The sequence below is a fragment of the Nonlabens antarcticus genome, assembly GCF_015356755.1.
Taxonomy (GTDB): domain Bacteria; phylum Bacteroidota; class Bacteroidia; order Flavobacteriales; family Flavobacteriaceae; genus Nonlabens; species Nonlabens antarcticus.
Genome location: NZ_JADFCO010000060.1, coordinates 1 through 22,158, shown reverse-complemented (window position 1 = coordinate 22,158; position 22,158 = coordinate 1). Strand labels below are relative to the sequence as shown.

The window sequence follows — 22,158 nt, the reverse complement described above, 5'->3', positions numbered from 1 at the left end:
TACGTCTATGAAGTTGTATGGACTTTTAATTTATAAACTATGTATGCGTTAGAGATTGTAGTGAAAATCCTTTTAAAGCCTTCGACAGCATGAATTTTAAGCTTTAAAAGATGGAAACGGAAAGCTCGACCGCTAGAATGAAGCTATAGCGAAGATTCTAGTGGGAACGCCCAAATAATTATGCTACAAACAGAAATATTATCGCGTTGCTGGATCGTATATTTGCAACATGTTTTCATTGCCACTTTTTATAAGTACGCCAGAGATGATGATCGTTGGGTTAGTCATCATATTGGTATTTGGATCTGACAAACTTCCAGAAATAGTTCGTGGAATTGCCAAAGCCATGAAGACCGTTCGTAATGCCACAGACGATATTAAGAATGAGATCTCTAAGTCTGCAGATGAGCATGGATTTTCTCAAGATATTGAAGAGATTACCAAGCAGATAGAACAAGTTAAGGATCAAATCGAGGATACGGGCTCCATCAAACGCAAGTTTTAATGTGGGAACAATTGGTTCAACTGGATCGGGATATTTTTAGCTACTTTAATGGCTTAGCGATAGGTGAGTACACAGAGTTCTGGATTTTCATAACTAAAATTGAACACTGGTTTCCCGTTTATTTCTTTTTCTTCTTTTTACTCTATAAATCGACCAGCTGGCGCAAGGGTTTTGCCATGATAGGTATGGTTCTAACAACTGCAGTATTCACATTATGGTTGACAAATCTGGTCAAGAACGTAGTGGAACGATTGCGTCCCAATAATGAGCCTATCCTGATGGACAGTATTCATATATTACAGACACCTGAAAACTTCAGCTTTTGGTCTGGGCACAGTGCGGTAAGTTTTGCGGTGACCACTGTTGTTGTTTTATTGTTGCAGCATTACAAGCCTAGAAAATGGCACTATCTATTTTACATATGGCCCATCATGTTTGCGTTTTCGCGATTGTTCATAGGCGTGCATTATCCAGCAGACCTAACTGTTGGAATGCTAGTAGGACTCTTAATGGGTTATTTGTTTTATAAGCTAACGCTTTGGCTTTTTGAGGTCTTAAAGAACGCGCGAAAGCGTAAGTCCGTCCCTAACGGATAATAGTACAGTTTGCAATCTAGGGTCTTCTTTCAACAACCGATTGTATTCCAGCAATACGGGTGTGGAAGTATCCTTAGGATTGACATCTTCCACCACTTTCCCATGCCATAATACATTGTCAGAAATGATCAGAGAACCCGAGGTCACTTTCTCCATAATTTGATGGAAGTAGTTTACATAATTGGGCTTATCTGCATCAATAAACACCAGATCAAAGGTGCCTTCCAGTTGGGGAATAATCTGCGTAGCATCGCCTATGACTTGCTTTACGGTAATGTTTTTACTGAAAATTGCTTCATTGTCTAAAGTTGAATCCTTATCATCCGAAGCCGAATTGAAGCGTTTGAAATATCTTCCAGCTATGCTTTCTAATTCTTCGTTAATGTCGATTGTGATAAGTTCGCTATCCGCAGGCATTCCCTCCATCAAACAAATGGCAGAATAGCCTGTGAAGGTTCCTATTTCTAGAACTCGTTTAGGTGCCCGCAAATGCGAGATCATGCTGAGCACTCGACCTTGATAAGCGCCAGAAAGCATGATGGGTTGCAGCACTTTTAAGTGTGTTTCCCTAGTTAGATCCTTGAGGATTTGCGGCTCGTCCTCAGAATGATTGACAATATAATCGTCCAGATTTTTAGGTAAAAAAAACATGGCTGCAAGATACGTCATGACAAACGACTAGCTCGATTTTTCGCTGCGCTCAAACTTAGCTGACGTATGAAATAAGATTAGATAGCACTATCATTTGAACCTGAGTTTAATTTATTAAAGCCAGTACATAGAAGTCTTACGTCTTTAGTCACGAGGATTCCCTTAGGGAACACGAGTTGTCTTTTGTCTAGTCTCCATAAACCTCTATCCCAAAATACCTTTCTGCTTTTCATAGAAAGCATCCGCTTGTTTTTGTAGGAGCTGGCGAGCGGTTTTCTTTTTGTAATTGTAGAGCTCATCTTCCTCTGCAATATCAGCATAGACGCGGTTGTTGAGGTCTCGATCTGTTTGGACCATGATCGTTTGCTGCTGTTTTTGCTGGGTGACCCAGGATTTTACAAGGTCTTCACGCTCGGCTAGTTTGAAATCGTACTCGCCTTTGGGAGCAAGAAGTTTTGCTATTATGGGAGAGGTTTCAATGGCTAGGAATAATAGGAAAATAAAGAAAGAGGTGAGAAACGGTAATTTGTTCAATGCAGCGATACGCGCCATGAGTCCGTCAAAGTTGTCGATGACGGGCTGGCTTGCGATTAATTGCGCCGCTTCTTGCTCCTGCACTTCAAATAATTGTAGTTCTAATGCGGTTATTTTCTCTGCATTAGCCGGTTTGAGAACGATCAACTCTGCCAGTGCGGCGTCGTGCTTGTCACGTTTTTCTTTGTAGACCGGGCCTTTTCCAAGTCTGTTGGTGCCCGCGGTTCCTTCAGCCTCCGCAATAAAGGTGCTGTAAAGTTGCTCTACTTGTAGCTCTTTAGTGATGACCTCGTCTTTTAGATCTTGTATCGCTTTCGCGAAAGCGGACTCCTCAGCAGCATACAATAAACCGACTTGCTCCTGGTTTTGCAGCGTCATATCGTTCTTTTGCGCCAGTAAAACCTGATCAATTTCCTTTTCAAACATCTTCAATTCGAGAGGTTTGGAAATAACTACGGCAATAATAATCGCCAACAAAATGCGTGGTGTCGCCTGCCAGATCTCATTGATTTTCTTGTCACTTTTCTTAAGCGTGGAAACGATATAACGATCCAGATTGAAGATCAACAACCCCCAAACAAGTCCAAAAGCCGTCGCCACTAAATAGCTATCGAATACGGTAAAAAGTGCATAGCTGGCGGCAAAAAACGCCATGAGCGCGGTAAAGAAAACGGTGGCGCCTATGCCGGCGTATTTATTGCGCTCTCCAGCGCTACAATTATCCAGCAGATCTGCATCTGCACCACTACAAAAAATAAAAAATGACTGCATTTGTATGATATGTTAGGCAGGTATAACGTTCTAGTAGGGAAATTGTTACGCTGGTAAAATGAAAAATAAAAATAATATCAAAAATAATCGTTAACTCGAATGTTGCCCCAAATGACTCCTGGTTATTTGGCTCCGAATACTTGATAGTCTATTGCTAATTTTGATTCGAAATGAACAGTCAAAAGCGCCTTTCCTAAGATTAGGTAAGGTGGATTTGTCGCAGTAGCGAAAAAGACGGAAAGGTTGAAGTTGCACGTAGTTCAAGTGAGATTATGAGTTTCATTAAACCTTAATGGAACTTCAACCACTCCTGATAACATCGCCGTACACGGCAAGGCTTATCTGTCCTCGCCTATTTCTAGGCGAGGAGCCATAACAAAAATAGGCTCAGATTACATTATTAATTATTGCTATTACCATCTTGAATGGGAAACAATTCTATTACTGTACTTTCTTTTTATAAGTCTCAAATAGGTCACTGTAAATGACCTGCAGATCATCTTCGCTTTGCACCATGTCACTTGAAGTAATGTAAAGAGCTTTTGAACCGTCCGTTTTTTTCTTTAATGAAATTCCCGCCTTTGGGTTATCATGCAGTAAATAATGAACTTCTTTAAGAGTAACCTTTTCGTTATCAATGTAGAAATCAGCAGGCTTTTCTTGCAACTCTGCAACGGTTATGACCTGACGCTTCATTCTATATAAAGGATTATTTTGGTTTTTATTGGCATCAATAAGCGTTGGAGTTATCGTTAGGATTGAGCCCTCTTTTGTGGTCATGGATCCAAATTGGGGCATTTTTGCTCTTTTGGCCGCGGTCATGGTAATTTGAATAGCTGGATCTCCAGCAGCATCTTTTGTGATCTCAACGCCTTCTTCTCCTGAATTTTTAATGGTTTGTTCTGCTTCAGATTGTGTAACCTCGATGCCGCCTATATAATATTTAAGATTTTCTTGATTCTCTTCAATATATTTTAAAGTGCCAGTTTTTGCAGCGATTACCTGCCCTTTTCTAGGGAACATTCTGATGGAATCGATCTTCGAGCCGTCTTCATCTATAACGACTTCGCTTCCATTTTTATCATAATAGGTGTTTTTGCCATCTACCACTTTGAAGTAGTACTCTATTCCTTCCAAAGTGATAGCGCCGGTTAAGCCTTCAACGGGCAGGTCTTCAGGCATGATTTGCGCTGATTTTTCTACGGCAGACTCTGATTGTGGTTGAATGGCTTCTTGACTGCAGCTAACAATTATTGCTAGCACTGGAATGACAGCTAGATTTCTTAGAATGATGCTGATGTTTGTTTCCTTTGTTTTCATGAGAATTATAATATGTTTAATAATATGGAAATTTGTGTTGTAAACCAGCGTTTTACAAGAGTTTTTGATAATAATCCTATAATGCTTCAAAGATTAATTAGTCTTCATCTTTTCTGAAGCTACAGATACAGTATTTAGGAGCGCTTTCAATTCATCATCATTTAGTTTCTGATTAGTGTTGACTTTTGCAAATGATTTCCCTTTACTAGAACCTATTTCGATTTCTGCATTAGGATACTTTTTCAACTCTGTCAATATTTCTCGGTATGCAAACCTTTCATTGTTTAAATAAAGGAGCGCCGAACCGTTGAAACCAAATGCAATATGACTCAAAATTTGTTGTGGTAAATTAAGACTAGGATCCACTGTTCTGTTGTAATAACCACTTTTCTTAATGACACTTTCATAAGAAGTAGCATCATGATCGCCGTAATACTTCACCTGTTTTCCTTTGTTCATCTTCTCATAATATTCTGGAGTGGAAAACATCACATTAAAAGCTTGCGGATGTATTTTTCTACCTGTTTTATGTACAAACATGCGCCCGGTATAATCCTTAAAATCACTGGGTTCATAATTGTTTAAGATCTCATTTTCTACTTCTTCAGAATCAATCCAAATTCTAAACACCTTATCATCTAGAAATTCGTTCATCTCTGCTTTTGAAGGAAGTTTTGGTTTTTCTGGTCTTGGGACGTAAGTTAGAAAAAACCCGTTCCTTCCATTTTTTTCCTCTTCCGTGAAATCTGAAAACTTCTTACTATAAATCAAATCTTTACCAATAATAGTGTCGGTATACTGGATTCCAGTTTTATACTTTTTGAAAGTTGTGTACTTGTGATAGATTTCAGGAGTGATTACTTCTCCAGGTTCAGCGTAAATAACCTCTGGATCATTGGAAGAGTTTGGAATGTTAGTAGATACATCTTCCTTTTGAATATTAATCGTCTTTTGGGTGTTTTGAATGAGTTCAACTTCTGTATTTTCCTTCCCACAACTAATAACAAGCAAGGCAAGAACTGGAACAATCGCTAAACTTCTTAAAAGTCCGCTGGCGGTGTTGGTGTTTGTTTTCATAATGGTAAATCTTTTTTTGATGATGGGAAAATTAAAAGTGTTTGCTAAAGCTCTATTCTGACTGTTTGCCGAATAGGCGAGTAATGTTTCTTGATAGGTTTTGGTGTTGATTCCATTCGATAAAACGGCTTGATCTGCCAGGAATTCGTGGTTGAGTTTGATGGAATATTTAATCAGGTATAATAACGGGTTGAACCACATCGCAACCATCAGAATTTCTAGAATTAAAATATCCCAACTGTGTTTCTGCTCCAGATGTGCTTTCTCGTGTTGTAACACAGAATCTGGAATGCTGCCCGCTTCATAATCTGTTGCAGATGCATAGATCCTATTGAAAAAGGAATGCGGAACTTCTACCAGCTTTCTAAGTATCAGAATATAGGATTCGTAACTGCTAATTTCATCCGTGGATTTTATGCGCAATCCGTAAAGGTTCCTCGCAAAACGGATTCCCATTATCAAAACTCCTATGAAATAAACCAACATTATAACTAAGCTCCAATCTAACTCAAAGCCCGGATTGCTTATCGCAGCAACAGTTCCAGTTCCTTCCACAGCTCCAAATTGTGGAAAAGCCATTGGCATGCTTTGCTGTACTGGAATCACCACAGTACGCACCACCAAAAACGGAATTACAACAGAAACCAATAAAGACCCCAATAAATAGAACCGCTTAAAGCGATGCCAACTCGTATTTTCCAGCAGCAATTTGTATACCAGCCACAAGCTGAATAAGCAAATTGAGCTGTTGATTAGGAAGTTTTGCATGTTTAATTATGATGTTAGTATTCGGAATTACCATTCTTTAAAAAACCTTCAACATCTTTCCAAGATCCATTTTTCATATTCTTTTTTTGAATTTGATTGTAGCTTTTTGCAAAACTTTTTTTCCATGTGATCGTATCTTGACGATCAACTTGAGCATAGTCTATAGACACCTTTTCAACGGAGGCATTTAAAGCTTGTTTCAGGTTTTTATTTTTTGATTTGCTGCTTTCTAATAGTTCATTTTGTTTCTTCTGATCATAATAAAAATATAGAATGCCATTTCTGTTTTCAGATTTAAAAGTTCCGTTTATAAAGACGCTAGGAAGTTTTTCGATATGTTCTTCTCTAGCAATTTTGCCATTAATATAAACTACTATAGAACCGTTATTAACTCCTTTAAGCATACTCGCTCTAGACGGCGGTGGTGGCGGTGGTGGAAGCAACTTCATGTCATCAGATGACAATTTAATCTTGATACTTTGTTTTCCATTTGCATCTTTAGAAATTTCAACTTTATCCTGCCCGATAGTTTTGATGGTTTTGATTGCTGTTGCTGCACCTACTTTTCTATTGTTGATGTAGTAAATCAAATCCTCTTTATTTGCCTCAATGTATTGCAATGCTGTCAGAGGTGCTGGAGGAGGAGGAGCAATCTCACCAGCTTTGTTGCCGTCAAATCTTAAGTACGGCCATGGTTCTGCTTTTGCTCGTTGTTCATCAGACATGGCTTTCCAAATATTTACTAGATGGACAGTTTCATTTTTAAGGTAAATAGAATGGCCCACTTCTTCAATTAGGGATGCGTGTTTTCTAGCTAGACGATTGTACCGAGCGATATCTTCTACAGTGAAATTTTCGATAACTTCTACAACATCTATGGTTTCAGCACCCTCAGTTTTCAAATTAATTGCGTCTACTTTGATAATTTCATAACCTCGCTTCTGAAAATCTTGAATATTTCCAGCATCATCATACAATATGATATTACCTTCTTCAGTCTTATAGCTATATTCACTTCCTTCAACTAATGCTGTTCCGTTTTTTTGACCTGTGAGAATAAATATTCTATTTTTTTTATCTACAAGTTGAATAGGGACATCTTCAACAATCTCAATAACCTCAGGCTCGGTGACTATTTCTTCTTGTCCACAACTTATCACAAGCAGGGCAAGAACTGGAACAATGGCAAGACTTCTTAAAAGTCCGCTGGCGGTGGTGGTGTTTGTTTTCATAATGGTAAATCTTTTTTTGATGATGGGAAAATTAAAAGTGTTTGCTAATGCTCTATTCTGACTGTTTGCCGAATAAGCGAGTAGCGTTTCTTGATAGGTTTTGGTGTCGACACCATTCGATAAAACGGCTTGATCTGCCAGGAACTCGTGGTTGAGTTTGATGGAAAATTTGATCAAATACAATAGCGGGTTGAACCACATCGCAACCATCAGGATTTCCAAGATTAAAATATCCCAACTGTGTTTCTGATCCAGATGTGCTTTTTCATGTTGCAGCACAGAATCTGGAATATTGTCCGCTTTATAATCTGTTGCAGCAGCATAGATCCTATTGAAAAAGGAATGTGGTACTTCCACCAGCTTTCTAAGTACCAGAATATAGGATTCGTAACTGCTAATTTCATCCGTGGATTTGATGCGCAATCCGTAAAGGTTCCTCGCAAAACGGAATCCCATGATCATAACTCCTATAATGTAAACAGATATTAGAACAAGGCTCCAGTTCCATTCAAAACCAGAGTCGGCTACCGTGGTTTCCAGTGCCTCAAATTGTGGAAATGCTCTGGGTGCCGTCAATTCCAACGGTACCACAACAGTTCTCACCACTAAAAACGGAATTACAGCAGAAACCACCACAGCACCTAATAAATAGAAGCGCTTAAAGCGGTGCCAACTCGTGTTTTCCAACAAGAGTTTATAAACCAGCCACAAGCTGAATAAGCAAACTGAAGCGTTGATGAGAATCTGCTGCATAACTATTGGTCTTTAATTTGGTCGTCAATAATCTTCTTAAGTTCCTTTAACTCCTTCTGAGTCAGCTGGGTTTCCTTGGTAAAAAATGAAGCAAATTGGGAGGCGCTGTCGTTGAAGAAGTTCTTGATGAGGCCATTCACATGCTTAGAGAAATAGGCGCTTTTTTCCACGAGTGCAAAATACTGTCGGCTATTTCCTAAGAGATTGTACCCCACAAAGCCTTTGTCAGTCATGCGTTTGAGCATGGTGGCGATGGTCGTGTTTGCGGGTTTGGGCTCTGGATAGGCTTCCAGTAAGTCTTTCATGAATGCCTTTTTCTGCTCCCAGAGCACATTCATCAATTCCTCTTCTGACTTTGATAATTTCATCTTCTACAAGTTTAGATCTATAACTACAAATGTAGAACAATAATCCAATTCTACAAGTGTAGAGGTAACAAAATATCAGTTTTAATTTTCAGAAATCATTATTTTAGTCTGTTTCTCGATAGTTCGCTTTCGCGAAAGCGAACTCACTACATCATCCAGCAACGCAAAAAATCCTGCTATAAAGCAGGATTTTTAAGTTCTTAATTTATTTGAAATACCAATAACTCACAGCTCAAGATTTTCAAGCTCATCTCGGTAAAAGGCCTGTAAAAATGCCGAATCGTTTCGATTTTGTAAGTAGATTCAAAACCCAAAGTGCTAGTAGGCGAATGAAACCATTTGCTATTTTCTCTCAAAAGCGGAAATAATGTATCATTCTTTTGATTGCTTTCACTAAGCCGCCCTTGTCAAGCATTAATTATTTTCAGAGCAACACGATGCTTTAACGGTTAACGATTGAAATCAGATTATTGATTTGGACCTCAGTCAGAATAGGATAACCTAGAATATCTAACCAACCCGTATACTGCGACAGCAATTGCAGCGACATCCTTCCACGCGCTTAAGCGTGGTAGATATAGCGGAAAGCGCGGTCCCGATTTTTATCGGGAGGCGCCCAACCTAAAAATAAACGTAAAATAAAAAGCAAAAACTAAAAAGATGCTACCCCTAAACTTCTGGTAAACGTGAAATTTACGGGATGTCTATTTACTCATCTCCGTAAAGTGCTTGTAAAAATGCGGAATAGTCTCGATCCCTTTTAAGTAATTCCAAACCCCAAAATGCTCGTTAGGCGAGTGGATTGCATCACTATCCAAGCCGAATCCCATTAGAATGGACTTAGAATTAAGCTCTTTTTCAAATAACGCAACAATCGGAATAGAGCCACCACTACGTTGCGGGATAGGTGTTTTGCCAAAGGTGTCCTCATAAGCAGCACTCGCAGCTTTGTATCCTATGGAATCGATGGGCGTGACGTATGCGGTGCCGCCATGATGCGGTTTAACCTCAACTTTCACACCTTCTGGTGCTATGCTTTCAAAATGCTTCTTGAACAATTTTGTAATCTCTTTCCAATCCTGATCTGGCACCAGACGCATGGAGATTTTGGCAAATGCCTGGCTGGCAATCACGGTTTTGGCACCTTCACCGGTATAACCGCCCCAGATACCGTTCACATCAAGCGTGGGTCTGATGCTGTTGCGCTCGTTTGTGGTGTAGCCCTTTTCACCGTGTTCTCTTTTAATGTCCAGCGCCTTATTATAGTCGGATTGTGAGAAGGGAGCTTTGGCCATTTCGGCACGTTCGTCGGCACTTAGTTCTTCTACCTTGTCATAAAATCCCGGAATGGTAATGTGGTTGTTCTCGTCTGTTAGCGAAGCAATCATCTGGCAGAGAATATTGATGGGATTTGCCACCGCACCACCATACAATCCTGAGTGCAAGTCGCGATTAGGGCCTGTAACTTCCACCTCTACATAACTCAAGCCGCGCAAACCGGTCGTAATGCTGGGCGTTTCCTTAGAAATCATGCCGGTATCAGAAATAAGAATCACGTCATTAGCTAGCTTCTCACGGTTGCGTTCCAAGAACCAACCCAACGATTCACTACCAACTTCTTCCTCACCTTCAATCATGAACTTCACGTTGCAGGGAAGGTCATTATTTGCCGTCATATATTCCATTGCCTTCACGTGCATGTACATTTGGCCTTTATCATCACAGGCGCCGCGTGCGAAAATCGCTCCGTCAGGATGTAGGTCAGTTTTTTTGATGACAGGCTCAAAGGGCGGACTGTCCCATAAGTTGATAGGGTCTGGCGGTTGCACGTCATAATGGCCGTAAACGAGGACGGTAGGCAGATTCTTATCAATAATTTTTTCTCCATAAACAATAGGATAACCGGGAGTATCGCAAATTTCTACGTGATCGCATCCTGCTTCCTCTAAGGATTTTTTTACCATATCACTTGCTTTAATCACACCATCTTTATAAGCCTTGTCGGCACTGATGGACGGGATTTTAAGCAGTTCTATAAGTTCATGTATGAAACGGTCTTTGTGCTGGTCAACGTATGCTTTGGTATTCATTTCCTTTGTGTTTGACGTAAAGATAAGAAGCGCAAAATATTCTTATTACAAAGAATTTGTAATATCTGAAAAGTATGTATATTTGCCGTCCCAAATAGGGATGCTTCGACTGCGCTCAGCACGAGTAGGTCAAAATAAAGAAGCAAATCAGTACTCGCGGATGTGATGGAACTGGTAGACATGCTAGACTTAGGATCTAGTGCCGCAAGGTGTGCAGGTTCGATTCCTGTCATCCGCACAAAGAAAAGCTCTTCAGAAATGAAGGGCTTTTTTATTATCTTTATATTTATGCAAGGTCGTAAAGGTTAGACCTGCCTGTCGTGCCTCTGGCAGGCAGGTTCCTGTCATCCGCACCAAAGCCTCTCGATATCGAGAGGCTTTTTTTATTTCAAGTTTTTTGCCCATATCTTTAAGCCAATCTATTCACTTAATCGAGCTTATGACCTATTCCGTATATGCGATTTCAAGTATCGATCGCAACTACATATACGTAGGATTTAGTAGCGAGCCACTTATTAGAATTGACAGACATAATTCTGGTAATAATAAAACGACCGCACCATATGCACCATTCTTAATTTTGATGATTGAAGAAGTTGGTAATGATCGTGGAGAAGCTAGGGCACTTGAGAAGTACTGGAAATCTGGGATCGGTAAGAAGAAGCTTAGATCCATTAAAGATAAAATTTAGTACCGTGCAAGGTGTGCAGGTTCGACCTGCCTGCCGAAGGCACCTGCCTGCCAAAGGCACGACAGGCAGGCGACAGGCAGGTTCCTGTCATCCGCACCAGTTAAAGCTCTTCAGAAATGAAGGGCTTTTTTGATTTTACGCTTTCGCGAAACCTGACTTTCCTTTTACAACCAAGTTTTGAGCTGTCCTTTTTAATTTTAAAAAATAGAATTCGAAATGATTTAAAAGTGCTTCCAACACTTGTTAGATTGTCGCTGCTTAGAAACCAAATATTCTCTTGATTATCATTCTTTTATATCATAGAATTTTTACAGCCGCGTACTAATTAAGGTAATATTTTATTTGACTTAGACTTAGCTTTAGAAATCCATACATTTAGGTTTACTATATTAGTTAGTCTTTCTCAAACTGAATTTTATAATAAAGTCAAGTGACCTATTTTCTATTGAATAAATACTAAGGGAATCTAGGCTGGCAATTATCGTAATCGTTGTTTTTCTAAGGAAATTACCTTCTCTAATTTAGCGTAGACCAGATGAGTTCGACTTTAAATCCTAAGCTGAATCGTGAATATCAACTCTTATTAGGTGCTCAATGTAACAGCACCAGGGATTTGACGTTCATATAATTGATTTTCAATTTCATATTGCTCTAAATTAATGACTTACAGATAAATATTTCCTGTCAATAAAATTCTTTTCGGTTCAAATTGCTTTTTTATGGAGCGTTCTTTTTTTACATCAGTTATATTATTGACAGAAGGTCGTAAGGGTGTTTAATAAATGATTGTCTTTGTCAAACGCGATTCAATTATTACGGGAGGAGTCAAACTCCGCTTACCATTAATGATTTGAGGTATAAATTACCAAAGAGATTTGCATCGTAATTTTGAATCATCCTTTCATTGATTCATGACTTTAAACTGTAAGTTGTTGAGGATAACACGGACTCTACTTTCCGGATGTGGCAGCTGGGCATGATTAATTTAGGTGATCGATGAATTATGGATAACCAACCTGGCAAAAAAGGGAATAAAATTTAAAACCTCATCGTTTAACTTTATTGTTTAAGATATTTCGCTTTCGCGAAAGCGAACATTGAGCTAATGAAGCATTTTTAGTTAAGGTATTGGTAATTTTGAAATCCTTCACAAATAGAATTTTCTTACTTGGTTAGATTTACTTTATAACTAAAACCAACACAAATGAATAATATTGAAAACCTTTTTAATTATACGGTAGGGCAGTTTGAGGCCATTGACCACTTGCTAACTATGGGAGTAGGCGCACATTTTGGAGCGCTTGTTTTTTTTCTAGTCGTTTCACAATTTGTCGCCCCTAAATATCGCATAGCTACGGCTCTTTCTTGCATCGTGATGATTTCATCAGGGCTAATCTTAAGCAGTCAGGCTAGTTTGTGGACAGATTCATTTGCATATGTAGATGGTGTTTATCGCTTACAGGACTTGACATTTTCAAATGGGTTCCGGTATGTGAACTGGATGGTAACTATTCCATGTTTGCTAGTGCAACTATTGATCGTTCTAAACTTAAAAGGGAAGGAACTATTTACTACTGCCACGTCTTTAATTCTCGCAGCGTGGGGAATGATAATCACTGGATATATAGGGCAACTGTATGAAGTAAGTGATATGTCAATGTTGATGTACTGGGGAGCTGCAAGTACTGTTTTTTTTATTATCATGAACTTTATAGTAGGTAAAAAAATAGCTGCACAAAAAAGTACTATGACTGGTGGGACTCATGAAACAATTATGAAAGTGTTTTGGTTGATGATGTTTGCATGGACGTTATACCCTATTGCTTATTTAGTTCCCGCATTTATGAATAATGCAGACGGTGTAATCTTAAGACAACTATTATTTACAATTGCTGACATTTCTAGTAAAGTAATCTATGGACTGATGATCACATATATCGCTATCCAGCAGTCTGCTGTTGCTGGTTACCTTCCTGCCCAACAAGTGCTGGGAAAAATAGGATTTGATGTGAAGGCTGCTTAATATGCTAAGCATCCTTAGAAGAATATATAACAGTATAGCGCTATTGCCTGCGGGCATAGCGCTTTTTTTTGCTTTAATCGCATGTATACTTACTGCACTGCCCATGGAAGCTCAAGATATTCCCGACTTCCTAAAGCCGATTGTAATCACCGGAAAAACAGATGTTCAATCTATTCTTGCTTTTATCATCGGAGGTATTTTCACGCTAACGATTTTTAGTTACACGATGGTTATGAATGTACTTAATCGCAGCATCAATAATTATTCGCCCAGGTTAATTCCACTGATTCTCTCTGAGAAACACCATCAATTGATATTAGGGTTTACTAGTGGTACCATTGTGTATTCAATGATTCTTTCAATAGCTGTTGCAAACGGTACTCAAGGAACCTTCCCGCCGCTAGGTGCATCAATTGGGGTTTTTATGAGTATCTTCTGTGTGTTTTTATTCATCTATTTCATACATAGTGTATCACAGTCCATTCACATAAACTACATTCTTAAAAAAAGTTTTGATCGTGGCAAATTAAACCTGAAGAAGCTTAAAAAACTGGTCAAACTAATGCGAGTTCATACATCACCAGAGGACATGAGCTCTTGGGAGTCAATTAAAACAGAGAAATGTGGTTATCTGCAGCTTCCGGACTTTGAGAAGTTAGCTGTGAAAGCTTTTAAGGAAAAGTGTAGCATGAGTTTAGAACACTTGCCTGGAATGTTTGTTCTTGAAAAAGATACTCTAATTAAAACAAGCGTTAAAATAAACGACAGTTGGGAAAGACGAGAGCATCAAGTGTCGGTTGATATGCGAGTACCTCTAGAAATGCATGAGTCAGAAATTAAACATTTAGTTGAGGTAGCTGTAAAAGCATCTTCTCCTGCGATTAACGATCCAGGAACTTCTCTTGCTGCTATTGACTATTTAACACAACTACTAATTTTGAGAGCCGAAATTCCTGATCATAATAGCTATACATTAAATGATACAAATTTTGTTTATGTAAAATGGCTGCCCACGCAAGAGCTAAGTATTTATTGCTATCTAGAGATGTGGCATTATATGAATGAAGACCCTATCCTAATTAAAGGTATCAAAAGTTCTATGCACAAACTGCAGAGTGCAGGAATTATTATTGATCTCAAGAACTTGAAAACAGCAGGTGCTTTTGTTTAAATCACCAAAAGCATTATACGGAGTCTTAATTGCAATAACTATTGTGATAGGTGTTGTTCTGATTTTAGATATGGGTTTCATGTCTATTTTAACCTCTATATTTCTTTTCCTATTATTTACTGTAGGCTTAATACATGGTGCAAATGACTATTATCTTATAAATCGAGAAACGGACAACGCCTGGAAGCTTCCCAGGTTTTTGATGGTTTATTTAGGAATAGCGGCGTTGACTGGCGTGTTATTTTATTTAGATCCATTTATTGCCTTAAACATTTTTATTCTTGTATCAGCTTATCATTTTGGTGAGGAGCACATTCACCCCTGGATATCTAGTAAAAATATCGCGATACACTTACAATGCTTTTTTTATGGGTTGTCTGTTTTTGCACTGCTATTTTTAGCTAATGCGCCGGAGTTAGTGCCTTTGTTTGGAAGTAATGGGTTCAAAATTGACATTATTTCTTGGAATTATATTTTGACTTTGCCGTTTATTGTGATTCAATTTATACTAGCCTTTGGCAATACGCTACAGGGAAAATTAAAATGGACTGCTTTTTTTATCCTTCAATTATCGCTGGCTTTGTTGTACTGGGTGTTCTTAGAAATGGATCTTTTACTGGGATTCCTGTTTTATTTTGTTCTGTGGCATAGTGTTCCATCCGTAATTAGCCAGCTTAAGGATTTGAATTTAACAGCACTTAAGAGCGTTAGGGATTACTTCTACAAAGCTTTGCCTTTTTACCTGCCCAGTCTAATCATCTCTGTAGTGTTTCTTGTAATGGTAGAGAAACAAGAAATATCAATGTCATTCATTGTCTTTGTAAGCGCAATAACGACTATACCACATGTTGTGATTTTCGCATGGCTGCGCAAATAAGAGGATCATACACTTAGTTTCAAACCATTTTTACAATTATAATTTTTAGGTGTTAGATTGAAAATAAATGGAGTTCTGGTCATTAGTAATTGACCAAGTAAGAATCTTTTGTCCAATTTATTTCTAACTTTTATAGTGTTAATGGGGTAGCAGAATCAAGATATCTAAATAAAGTGAGCTTGAATACGTAGCAAACGAACTAAATTTCCTAAAACAACTTAACCTTTCAAGAACAATGCAGGCGATTTACAGGGCCGTTAGTAACTCATCTCCAATACATTGTGCTAGAAAATATATGATCTGAAACAGACTCTAAATAAAGAAGTTTAAAACTTCTATAAAACAAAAAAGCCTCTCCGTTTGGAAAAGCTTCTCAAAAAGTAATCAATGATTACCTTCAAATCCTCAATTATTTTAGAGGACACACAACTTGAATTGCATACTTATAAAAAGTATTGCGGTCTGGACGGGACTCGAACCTTGCTTGGCGAGCCCTGTCGCTGTGGCACTTCTGCCAAATATTTTTATCTATGTTGACGATTTGTGAACTAATTCTCGTGAGTTGTAGTTCAATTTGATTCGTCTGATGCAAAAATAATAATTCTTTTCAATTAACAACATTTATTACCAATAAATATTAAACTAATATATTACCAATGAATTGAAAATAAAAATTTAACTAAGGGGGTTTATTATCATACAATATGACCGCAATTTAAACTCGTAAAATACTTCCATCAAAAGACTACGGCATAAAGCCAACGTCTCTTCCATCGCTTATTTATTCCGTTTCCTTTTGAGCCAAGATTTTATCTTCCGTTTGGTTTCTGCTCAAATATTGTTTAATCTAAAATTTGAGTATTATGACAACAAAAGCGAGTACCACAAGAAAGAGCGGTAAAAAAATTACCACCGCCAAGAAAGAAGTCAAAGAAAAATTGACACAAAAAGCGATTGGGCTTCAGATTGAGAACCTATCAACTGCAAAGGTCATTCCCGACCCGATGCAACCCAGAAAGACTTTTAATGAAGCACATCTGCAACAGCTTTCCGAAAGCGTCAAAAAGCACGGTGTTCTACAGCCTATTACAGTCCGAAAATCTGGAAACGAATTTATCATCGTGATGGGCGAACGTAGGTATCGAGCAAGTAAGATGGCCGACAAGAAAACTATTCCGTGTATTGTCAGGGAATATAAGAACAACGATGTTCTTGAAATTCAAATCATCGAAAATCTGCAAAGGCAGGATGTTGAACCTACCGAAGAAGCTGAGGCGATTGCTTACTTAAGCGAAAAATATGCGCCTACAGAAATTGCAAAGCGATTGGGAAGAACAGATAACTTTATCAGACAACGATTAAAGCTGGCTGGTTTAATTGAAGGTTTTAAGCATTTTGTTCGTAATGGCGAAATGACGATTTCGTTAGGTGTGGGTGTTGCACTTTTTGAACCAGAAGAACAGCAGATGATGTTGGAAACGATGGGCGAAGATTTTAGTGCCCATCAGGTGAACAGGATGATTAAAGACCAGACCTATGATTTGGAAAAAGCATCTTTTGATGTAAATGATAAGAAATTGGTGCCAAAAGTAGGCTCTTGTATTGAATGTCCGTTTAACGCGGCAAATCAAGGTAATCTTTTCGGCGATGGCAAAATGGTTTGTACAAAATCAGCTTGTTATGAAACGAAGAAAAGCAAGTCGTTCTTGAATTTGATTGAAAAATCGAAACAAGAGAACATACTGTTAATTCCTGAAATACGACAGTATTGGGCAGACGAGGAAAACAATCAGCTGATTATTTCACAATTGGAAAAGAACGGTTTGAAAGTCTATTTGCTGGATGATGTTGAAATCATAGAAAATCCGATAAAGCCAACAATTGAGGACATCAAGAAAGAATACCAACATTACGATTATTCCGAAGATGAATTTAAAGCTGAGCTGGATGAAGCCTTACAGCAATACGAAGAAGAATTGGAAAAATACAATTCCGCTAAAGAAAATGAATTTGTAAAAGGTATTGTGTTCCATCCTGAAACATACAGACACAAAGAAGTCTTTATAAAGATTGTTGAACAGTCCAAAAATGAATCGACATCGTATTCAGCACCTTTGGAAAACAGAAAAATGGCAGATTGTTCCCCTGAAGAACAGATAATTAAAATCAACGAAAGGGAAATACGCAAGAAGCAAATAGAGAACAACAAGCAGTTTGAAGAAGTTGTTGAAATGATTAGAGACACCAAATACATTGATACGAAGAAAACACTTTCGGTGGATGAAATGGTAGCATTCTCATTGACGTTGTATGAAAACAATGTAGATTATGTTGGACGACAAAGATTCTTTTCAAATTTATTGGGCAATACATCCAAGATGACAGATGAAGAAATTGTTGAGAGTTTCAAAAAGAAGTTTAAAAAGGAAATCTTTCATAAGTTGATACGGTATATACTAACGAAGCAAGTGCATTTTGGCGAAAGCAATCACGTTAATAATCTGACTAACATTTCATTCTACAATGCGATGCAAGGTTATTACAAGTCCAAGATTGACGGCATCGAAAAAGAATATGCCGAAAAAAGAAACAAGCGTGAAGAACGTTTGAAAGAGCGAATAACAGTTCTTGAAAAGCAAATTCAAGGATTGAAAGAGTAGCTTTTGTTGTTTGAAGAAGGATTGGCATTCGTGCTGGTCCTTCTTTTTTTTTTATAATAGACACTTGGTTAAAATGGTCAAGGAATAGAGAGAATAATCAATCAATAGTAACGCAAAGGTAAACTCGTAAAATACACCCATCAAAAGACTACGGCATAAAGCCACCGCTTCTTCCCTTACTTATTTATTCCGTTTCCTTTTGAGCTGAGATTTTAGCTTCCGTTTGGGTTAAGCTCAAATATTGTTTAATCTAAATTCAAAAGCTATGTATTTACAAAATTTGCAACAGGATGAAATCTTTGTTTCATCAGAAATGAAATCCTTAAAAACTCTGACACAGATAGAATCCCGACGAGGGCTTGAAAATGCCATCATTTCAAATGGTAAAATCGTCAATGTGGTATCTAACAGTTATGGACACATTCCAAACCAATTGTTCTTCAAGAAAGCTGAAGAAATGCTGACAGATGCACAACTGAACTTTCACAAGCGCACCATCAACAAAAATGATAGGTCGTTCATTACCGACTTTATCATAGACGATATAAGTCAGTTTACCGTCAAGAACGATAAGGACGTGATACTGCCAATGCTACGGTTCAAAAACTCGTATGACGGTAGTGAAAAGACTTCTGGACACTTCGGATTTTATAGAGAAGTATGTTCCAATGGTTTGCACGTTTCACAAGGCGAAATTGAGTTTTCCATCAAGCATAGTAAGAACAATACACACCTTATTATGCCAAGACTAAACAACCTGTTCGACAAGTTTCTGGACAATGAATTCTATACGATAACCAAGAAATTCGACAAGATGAAAGAATTTAAAATCATCGATACACAGGAATTTGTAAAAGCCATTCTTGATAAAACGAAACTCTTTAGATATGAATGCAGCGACAAGAACAGCGACCCTTCGAAAAAATCTCGTGAAGTCCTGGAAATCCTGAATTATGAAGCATTGTTGCTAAACGAGGAACCTAATTTGTGGTTAGGTTACAATGCCTTCAATGCAGTTTTACACAACACGCTGAAGAAAAGCTTTGGCCAACAAGAAAGATTGGACAAGAAATTGTTTGATGAAATTTATGAAATGGCCTAAAGCCAAAAGGTTCATCCAGTACCTTAAACTGGATTTTTTTGTGCTTGCTACTTATGTTTAAAAGCAATACCGTTCAGCACATTCCCCTACATTTCGCGAAAAGCTTCATTCCGGAAAAAGCGCTTCCCTATAATAATCTTGGACACAATCCCTAATTTTAGCTTTCCATAGTGTTAACCCTTCCCGTCACGAAACTTCGAGACTGCTAAATAACATTTCAGTTCCTATTCAAATACGTAAATTAATCAGTAATGTTCAAATAGAAATTTTTATAAGAATTAATTAATCCTATCTAATAATACGAATAACATTATATTTATTGACCACAAAAATGAGTTGTGCGTCATTTAACAAAATATCAATTATTCAATGAACTATCAAACATTCCAACCACATCCGGATTTAGAATCTCTTGTCAGTTGCTATTGGACTTTAGAAGTTCCTGCTGAACCTGATGTACAAAAACAACGAATCATTCCTGATGGCACAATTGAAATGGCGTTTATACTTGGAGACGACATTAAACGATACACTTCGAAAGATGAATTTATACTACAACCTCGTGCAATGGTTCTCGGACAGACAATTGAACCCTTTTATATAGAACCTACAGGATATGTGAATACTTTTGCAATTCGTTTTTACCCTTATGGTTTTGCAAATTTTGTAACAATGCCCATTAATAACTTGGCAAACAAGGAAACGACAATAGAATTGTTGTTCGGAGAAAAAACTGCTAGTGACTTGGAGCGAAAAATAATTGAGGCAACTAATACTAGTGAACGAATAGAAATTATTGAAAATTTTTTTTTAGACAAGTTGAATGAAAAAACTACAATTAATAATATCGTAAAAACAACAATTGATGCTCTTTTAGCAACAAATGGAAGTGCTTCGATAAGCAAAATCCTTAAAGAAGATTTATCAAAACGGAGACAACTTGAACGAAATTTCAAAAAACAAATTGGTGTTAGCCCAAAACAGTTGGGTAAAGTAATCCGACTGCAAAATGCACTAAAAATGCTTCTTAATAAAAAGTCAGAAAACCTAACCGACATTGCTTACGAAAGTGAATACTTCGACCAAGCGCATTTTATAAAAGACTTTAAAGAGTTTACCGGAATTAATCCGAAGGAATTTTTAGGCAATGAAAATATGGCACTCTCTACCCTCTTCTACAAATAGTCAGCGTGTCGCATTTTTACAATTTTTGTATTTGCACGAAATCTAAATTTGTCTTGTCAAATCAAACAGGACGAAATGAAAAAATCCATTCTTTGTACAGCCATAATTCTTTCCTTTAGCATTACAGCCTGTAACAACCAAAACAAATCTAAAACCGAAACTATCCCGGTTGAATCTAATATTAATCAAAAAACAAAAGAAATGAAAAGTCATATTTCAATCTTTGAAATTCCAGCAACGGATGTTTCAAGAGCAGTAAATTTTTATCAAGCAATTTTAGACATTAACATTGAGAAGATAGAAATGCCCGAAATGGAAATGGGGATATTCCCTTATGAAGAACAAATGGTTACAGGAGTTATCATTAAAGCAGAAGGCTATAAACCTTCATCTGATGGTGTAACTATATACTTAAATGGTGGAGATAATCTTCAAATTATTCTTGATAAAGTTGAGAAAAATGGTGGCGAAATAATTGTTCCGAAATCACTTCACGCAGATGAAAGTGGTTATTACGGTCTATTTCTTGATTCGGAAGGAAATAAAATCGGTCTGCATTCACCGAACTAAACGAGTGAAAAAGAACAAACACAGAGCAATGTATATAAAAAAGAGGGCAAATAGTCCTTAAATAAAAGCTTTGGAGTATTTGCAAAGTAGCCATATTTTTAATTTGTATTTTGACGATAAGAAAGTTAAAAAGGAAATTAAAAATATGGCTTCGTGCTTTACCAAAGATTAAGTGCTTAATCAAGCAACAAATACACCCCATTCACTTTAAGATAGATATCAGTTTTAATAACCCACTCAGCACATTTCCCTACATTTCGCGGAATGCTACATTCCAAGAAAAGAGCTTCACTACGCAAGTCTTGGACACAATCCCCAATTTTAGCTTTCCATTTCGTTAACCCTTCCCGCTATGCTGGGAAGGAACACTTCATTCCCTAGCCAAAATAGTGAATCAAGTCCGCTTAAAAAAGGAAATCAATTATCATACAATATACACGCAAGGTAAACTCGTAAAATACTTCCATCAAAAGACTACGGCATAAAGCCATAGCTTCTTCCCTCGCTTATTTATTCCGTTTCCTTTTGAGCCAAGAATTTTAGCTTCCGTTTGGTTTCTGCTCAATATTGTTTAACCCAAAAATTTTAACATTATGAAAAGTACAGCTTTAAAATCCAACATTTCATTAAAAGAAGCCGAAGAACATTACCAATTAAGTAGTGAAAATTATACTATTGAAAGTGCAGAGTGTCATTTAGCTTACTACAGAGAGAAGCATCCCCTTTACTACCAAATACTTTTAAATAATGTTTATTCTAAAAATCAAAAAGTACTTTTTGAAGAGTGAGCTAACTATTCACAAAAGTACTATTACCCTTTTATTTAATGCGAGTTTCATAAGCCATTCAGCACATTCCCCTGCATTTCCCGAAAAGCTACATTTCGGGAAAAGAGCTTCACTACAAATATCTTGGACACAATCCCCAATTTTAGCTTTCCATTCCGTTAACCCTTCCCGTCCCGATAGCTATCGGGACTAGTAAGGAACACTTCATTCCTTTGCCAAAATTGTGAATCAAGTCCGCTTTTCATCGGAAAGTCATCACTTCGGTTTTTTTAACAGGATTTTCGGCGCGGTCTTCTTGAGCCCTTACTCGAAAATCCTTAAAAACCGAACCGCTGCCTTACACATTTTAAGGGGTTTATAATGGATAAAGCCTTTATTGTTTTTCGGTACAGCGAAAAACAGGCACGACATAACCAATTCTAATTT

Annotated in this window: 18 protein-coding genes and 1 tRNA gene; 12 read left to right on the top strand and 7 right to left on the bottom strand. The window is 37.6% G+C overall.

Annotated elements, in window-relative coordinates:
- Positions 1–229: 229 nt before the first annotated feature.
- A complete protein-coding gene (locus IQ282_RS02085) occupies positions 230–505 on the top strand; it encodes a Sec-independent protein translocase subunit TatA/TatB (RefSeq protein ID WP_194850248.1) in 276 nt (91 codons plus the stop codon).
- A complete protein-coding gene (locus tag IQ282_RS02080; protein WP_194850247.1) occupies positions 505–1,101 on the top strand; it encodes a phosphatase PAP2 family protein in 597 nt (198 codons plus the stop codon). Before IQ282_RS02085 ends, IQ282_RS02080 begins: the two co-directional genes overlap by 1 nt.
- On the opposite strand, the gene IQ282_RS02075 is transcribed toward IQ282_RS02080, so the two are convergent.
- The 7 genes from IQ282_RS02075 to IQ282_RS02045 all read right to left on the bottom strand — a co-directional run bounded on the left by IQ282_RS02075 (position 1,060) and on the right by IQ282_RS02045 (position 10,665).
- Positions 1,060–1,752 (bottom strand): O-methyltransferase, encoded by a 693-nt coding sequence (locus IQ282_RS02075; RefSeq protein ID WP_194850330.1) that lies wholly within the window; start codon positions 1,750–1,752, stop codon positions 1,060–1,062. The two genes, IQ282_RS02080 and IQ282_RS02075, sit on opposite strands and share 42 nt — an antisense overlap.
- Before the next feature lie 204 nt (positions 1,753–1,956).
- Complete coding sequence (locus IQ282_RS02070) at positions 1,957–3,057, bottom strand: DUF4407 domain-containing protein (RefSeq protein WP_194850246.1); 1,101 nt, start codon at positions 3,055–3,057, stop codon at positions 1,957–1,959.
- A 441-nt stretch (positions 3,058–3,498) separates the two neighbouring features.
- Positions 3,499–4,377 (bottom strand): hypothetical protein, encoded by an 879-nt coding sequence (locus IQ282_RS02065; RefSeq protein ID WP_194850245.1) that lies wholly within the window; start codon positions 4,375–4,377, stop codon positions 3,499–3,501.
- Between the two features lie 93 nt (positions 4,378–4,470).
- A complete protein-coding gene (locus IQ282_RS02060; RefSeq protein ID WP_194850244.1) occupies positions 4,471–6,222 on the bottom strand; it encodes a M56 family metallopeptidase in 1,752 nt (583 codons plus the stop codon).
- A 14-nt stretch (positions 6,223–6,236) separates the two neighbouring features.
- Positions 6,237–8,207: a M56 family metallopeptidase gene (locus IQ282_RS02055; RefSeq protein WP_194850243.1), complete on the bottom strand. Its 1,971-nt coding sequence runs from the start codon at positions 8,205–8,207 to the stop codon at positions 6,237–6,239.
- A 2-nt stretch (positions 8,208–8,209) separates the two neighbouring features.
- Positions 8,210–8,575 carry a BlaI/MecI/CopY family transcriptional regulator gene (locus tag IQ282_RS02050; protein ID WP_194850242.1) on the bottom strand — a complete coding sequence of 122 codons (366 nt, stop codon included), beginning with the start codon at positions 8,573–8,575 and terminating at the stop codon, positions 8,210–8,212.
- A gap of 704 nt (positions 8,576–9,279) precedes the next feature.
- Positions 9,280–10,665, bottom strand: coding sequence for a dipeptidase (locus tag IQ282_RS02045; RefSeq protein WP_194850241.1), 1,386 nt, complete (start codon positions 10,663–10,665; stop codon positions 9,280–9,282).
- A gap of 156 nt (positions 10,666–10,821) precedes the next feature.
- Here IQ282_RS02045 and IQ282_RS02040 point away from each other — a divergent pair.
- From IQ282_RS02040 to IQ282_RS01995, 10 genes are all read left to right on the top strand, one after another.
- A tRNA-Leu gene (locus IQ282_RS02040) sits at positions 10,822–10,903 on the top strand.
- 201 nt (positions 10,904–11,104) lie between these two features.
- Positions 11,105–11,356, top strand: a complete 252-nt coding sequence (locus tag IQ282_RS02035) for a GIY-YIG nuclease family protein (RefSeq protein WP_194850240.1) — start codon at positions 11,105–11,107, stop codon at positions 11,354–11,356.
- A gap of 1,204 nt (positions 11,357–12,560) precedes the next feature.
- Positions 12,561–13,379 carry a bacteriorhodopsin gene (locus IQ282_RS02030; protein ID WP_194850239.1) on the top strand — a complete coding sequence of 273 codons (819 nt, stop codon included), beginning with the start codon at positions 12,561–12,563 and terminating at the stop codon, positions 13,377–13,379.
- A gap of 1 nt (position 13,380) precedes the next feature.
- On the top strand, positions 13,381–14,550 hold the full coding sequence (locus tag IQ282_RS02025; protein ID WP_194850238.1) for a DUF2254 family protein: 1,170 nt from the start codon (positions 13,381–13,383) through the stop codon (positions 14,548–14,550).
- Positions 14,543–15,427 (top strand): Brp/Blh family beta-carotene 15,15'-dioxygenase, encoded by an 885-nt coding sequence (locus IQ282_RS02020; RefSeq protein WP_194850237.1) that lies wholly within the window; start codon positions 14,543–14,545, stop codon positions 15,425–15,427. Before IQ282_RS02025 ends, IQ282_RS02020 begins: the two co-directional genes overlap by 8 nt.
- Before the next feature lie 863 nt (positions 15,428–16,290).
- Positions 16,291–18,087 carry a ParB/RepB/Spo0J family partition protein gene (locus IQ282_RS02015; RefSeq protein WP_076547072.1) on the top strand — a complete coding sequence of 599 codons (1,797 nt, stop codon included), beginning with the start codon at positions 16,291–16,293 and terminating at the stop codon, positions 18,085–18,087.
- Between the two features lie 265 nt (positions 18,088–18,352).
- Entirely contained in the window at positions 18,353–19,189 is an 837-nt protein-coding gene (locus IQ282_RS02010) for a DUF932 domain-containing protein (protein ID WP_194850236.1), read from the top strand.
- Between the two features lie 369 nt (positions 19,190–19,558).
- Positions 19,559–20,374 carry an AraC family transcriptional regulator gene (locus IQ282_RS02005; protein WP_076547073.1) on the top strand — a complete coding sequence of 272 codons (816 nt, stop codon included), beginning with the start codon at positions 19,559–19,561 and terminating at the stop codon, positions 20,372–20,374.
- A 75-nt stretch (positions 20,375–20,449) separates the two neighbouring features.
- Complete coding sequence (locus IQ282_RS02000; RefSeq protein ID WP_076547074.1) at positions 20,450–20,944, top strand: VOC family protein; 495 nt, start codon at positions 20,450–20,452, stop codon at positions 20,942–20,944.
- A gap of 593 nt (positions 20,945–21,537) precedes the next feature.
- Positions 21,538–21,732 carry a hypothetical protein gene (locus IQ282_RS01995; protein ID WP_076547075.1) on the top strand — a complete coding sequence of 65 codons (195 nt, stop codon included), beginning with the start codon at positions 21,538–21,540 and terminating at the stop codon, positions 21,730–21,732.
- Positions 21,733–22,158 lie beyond the last annotated feature (426 nt).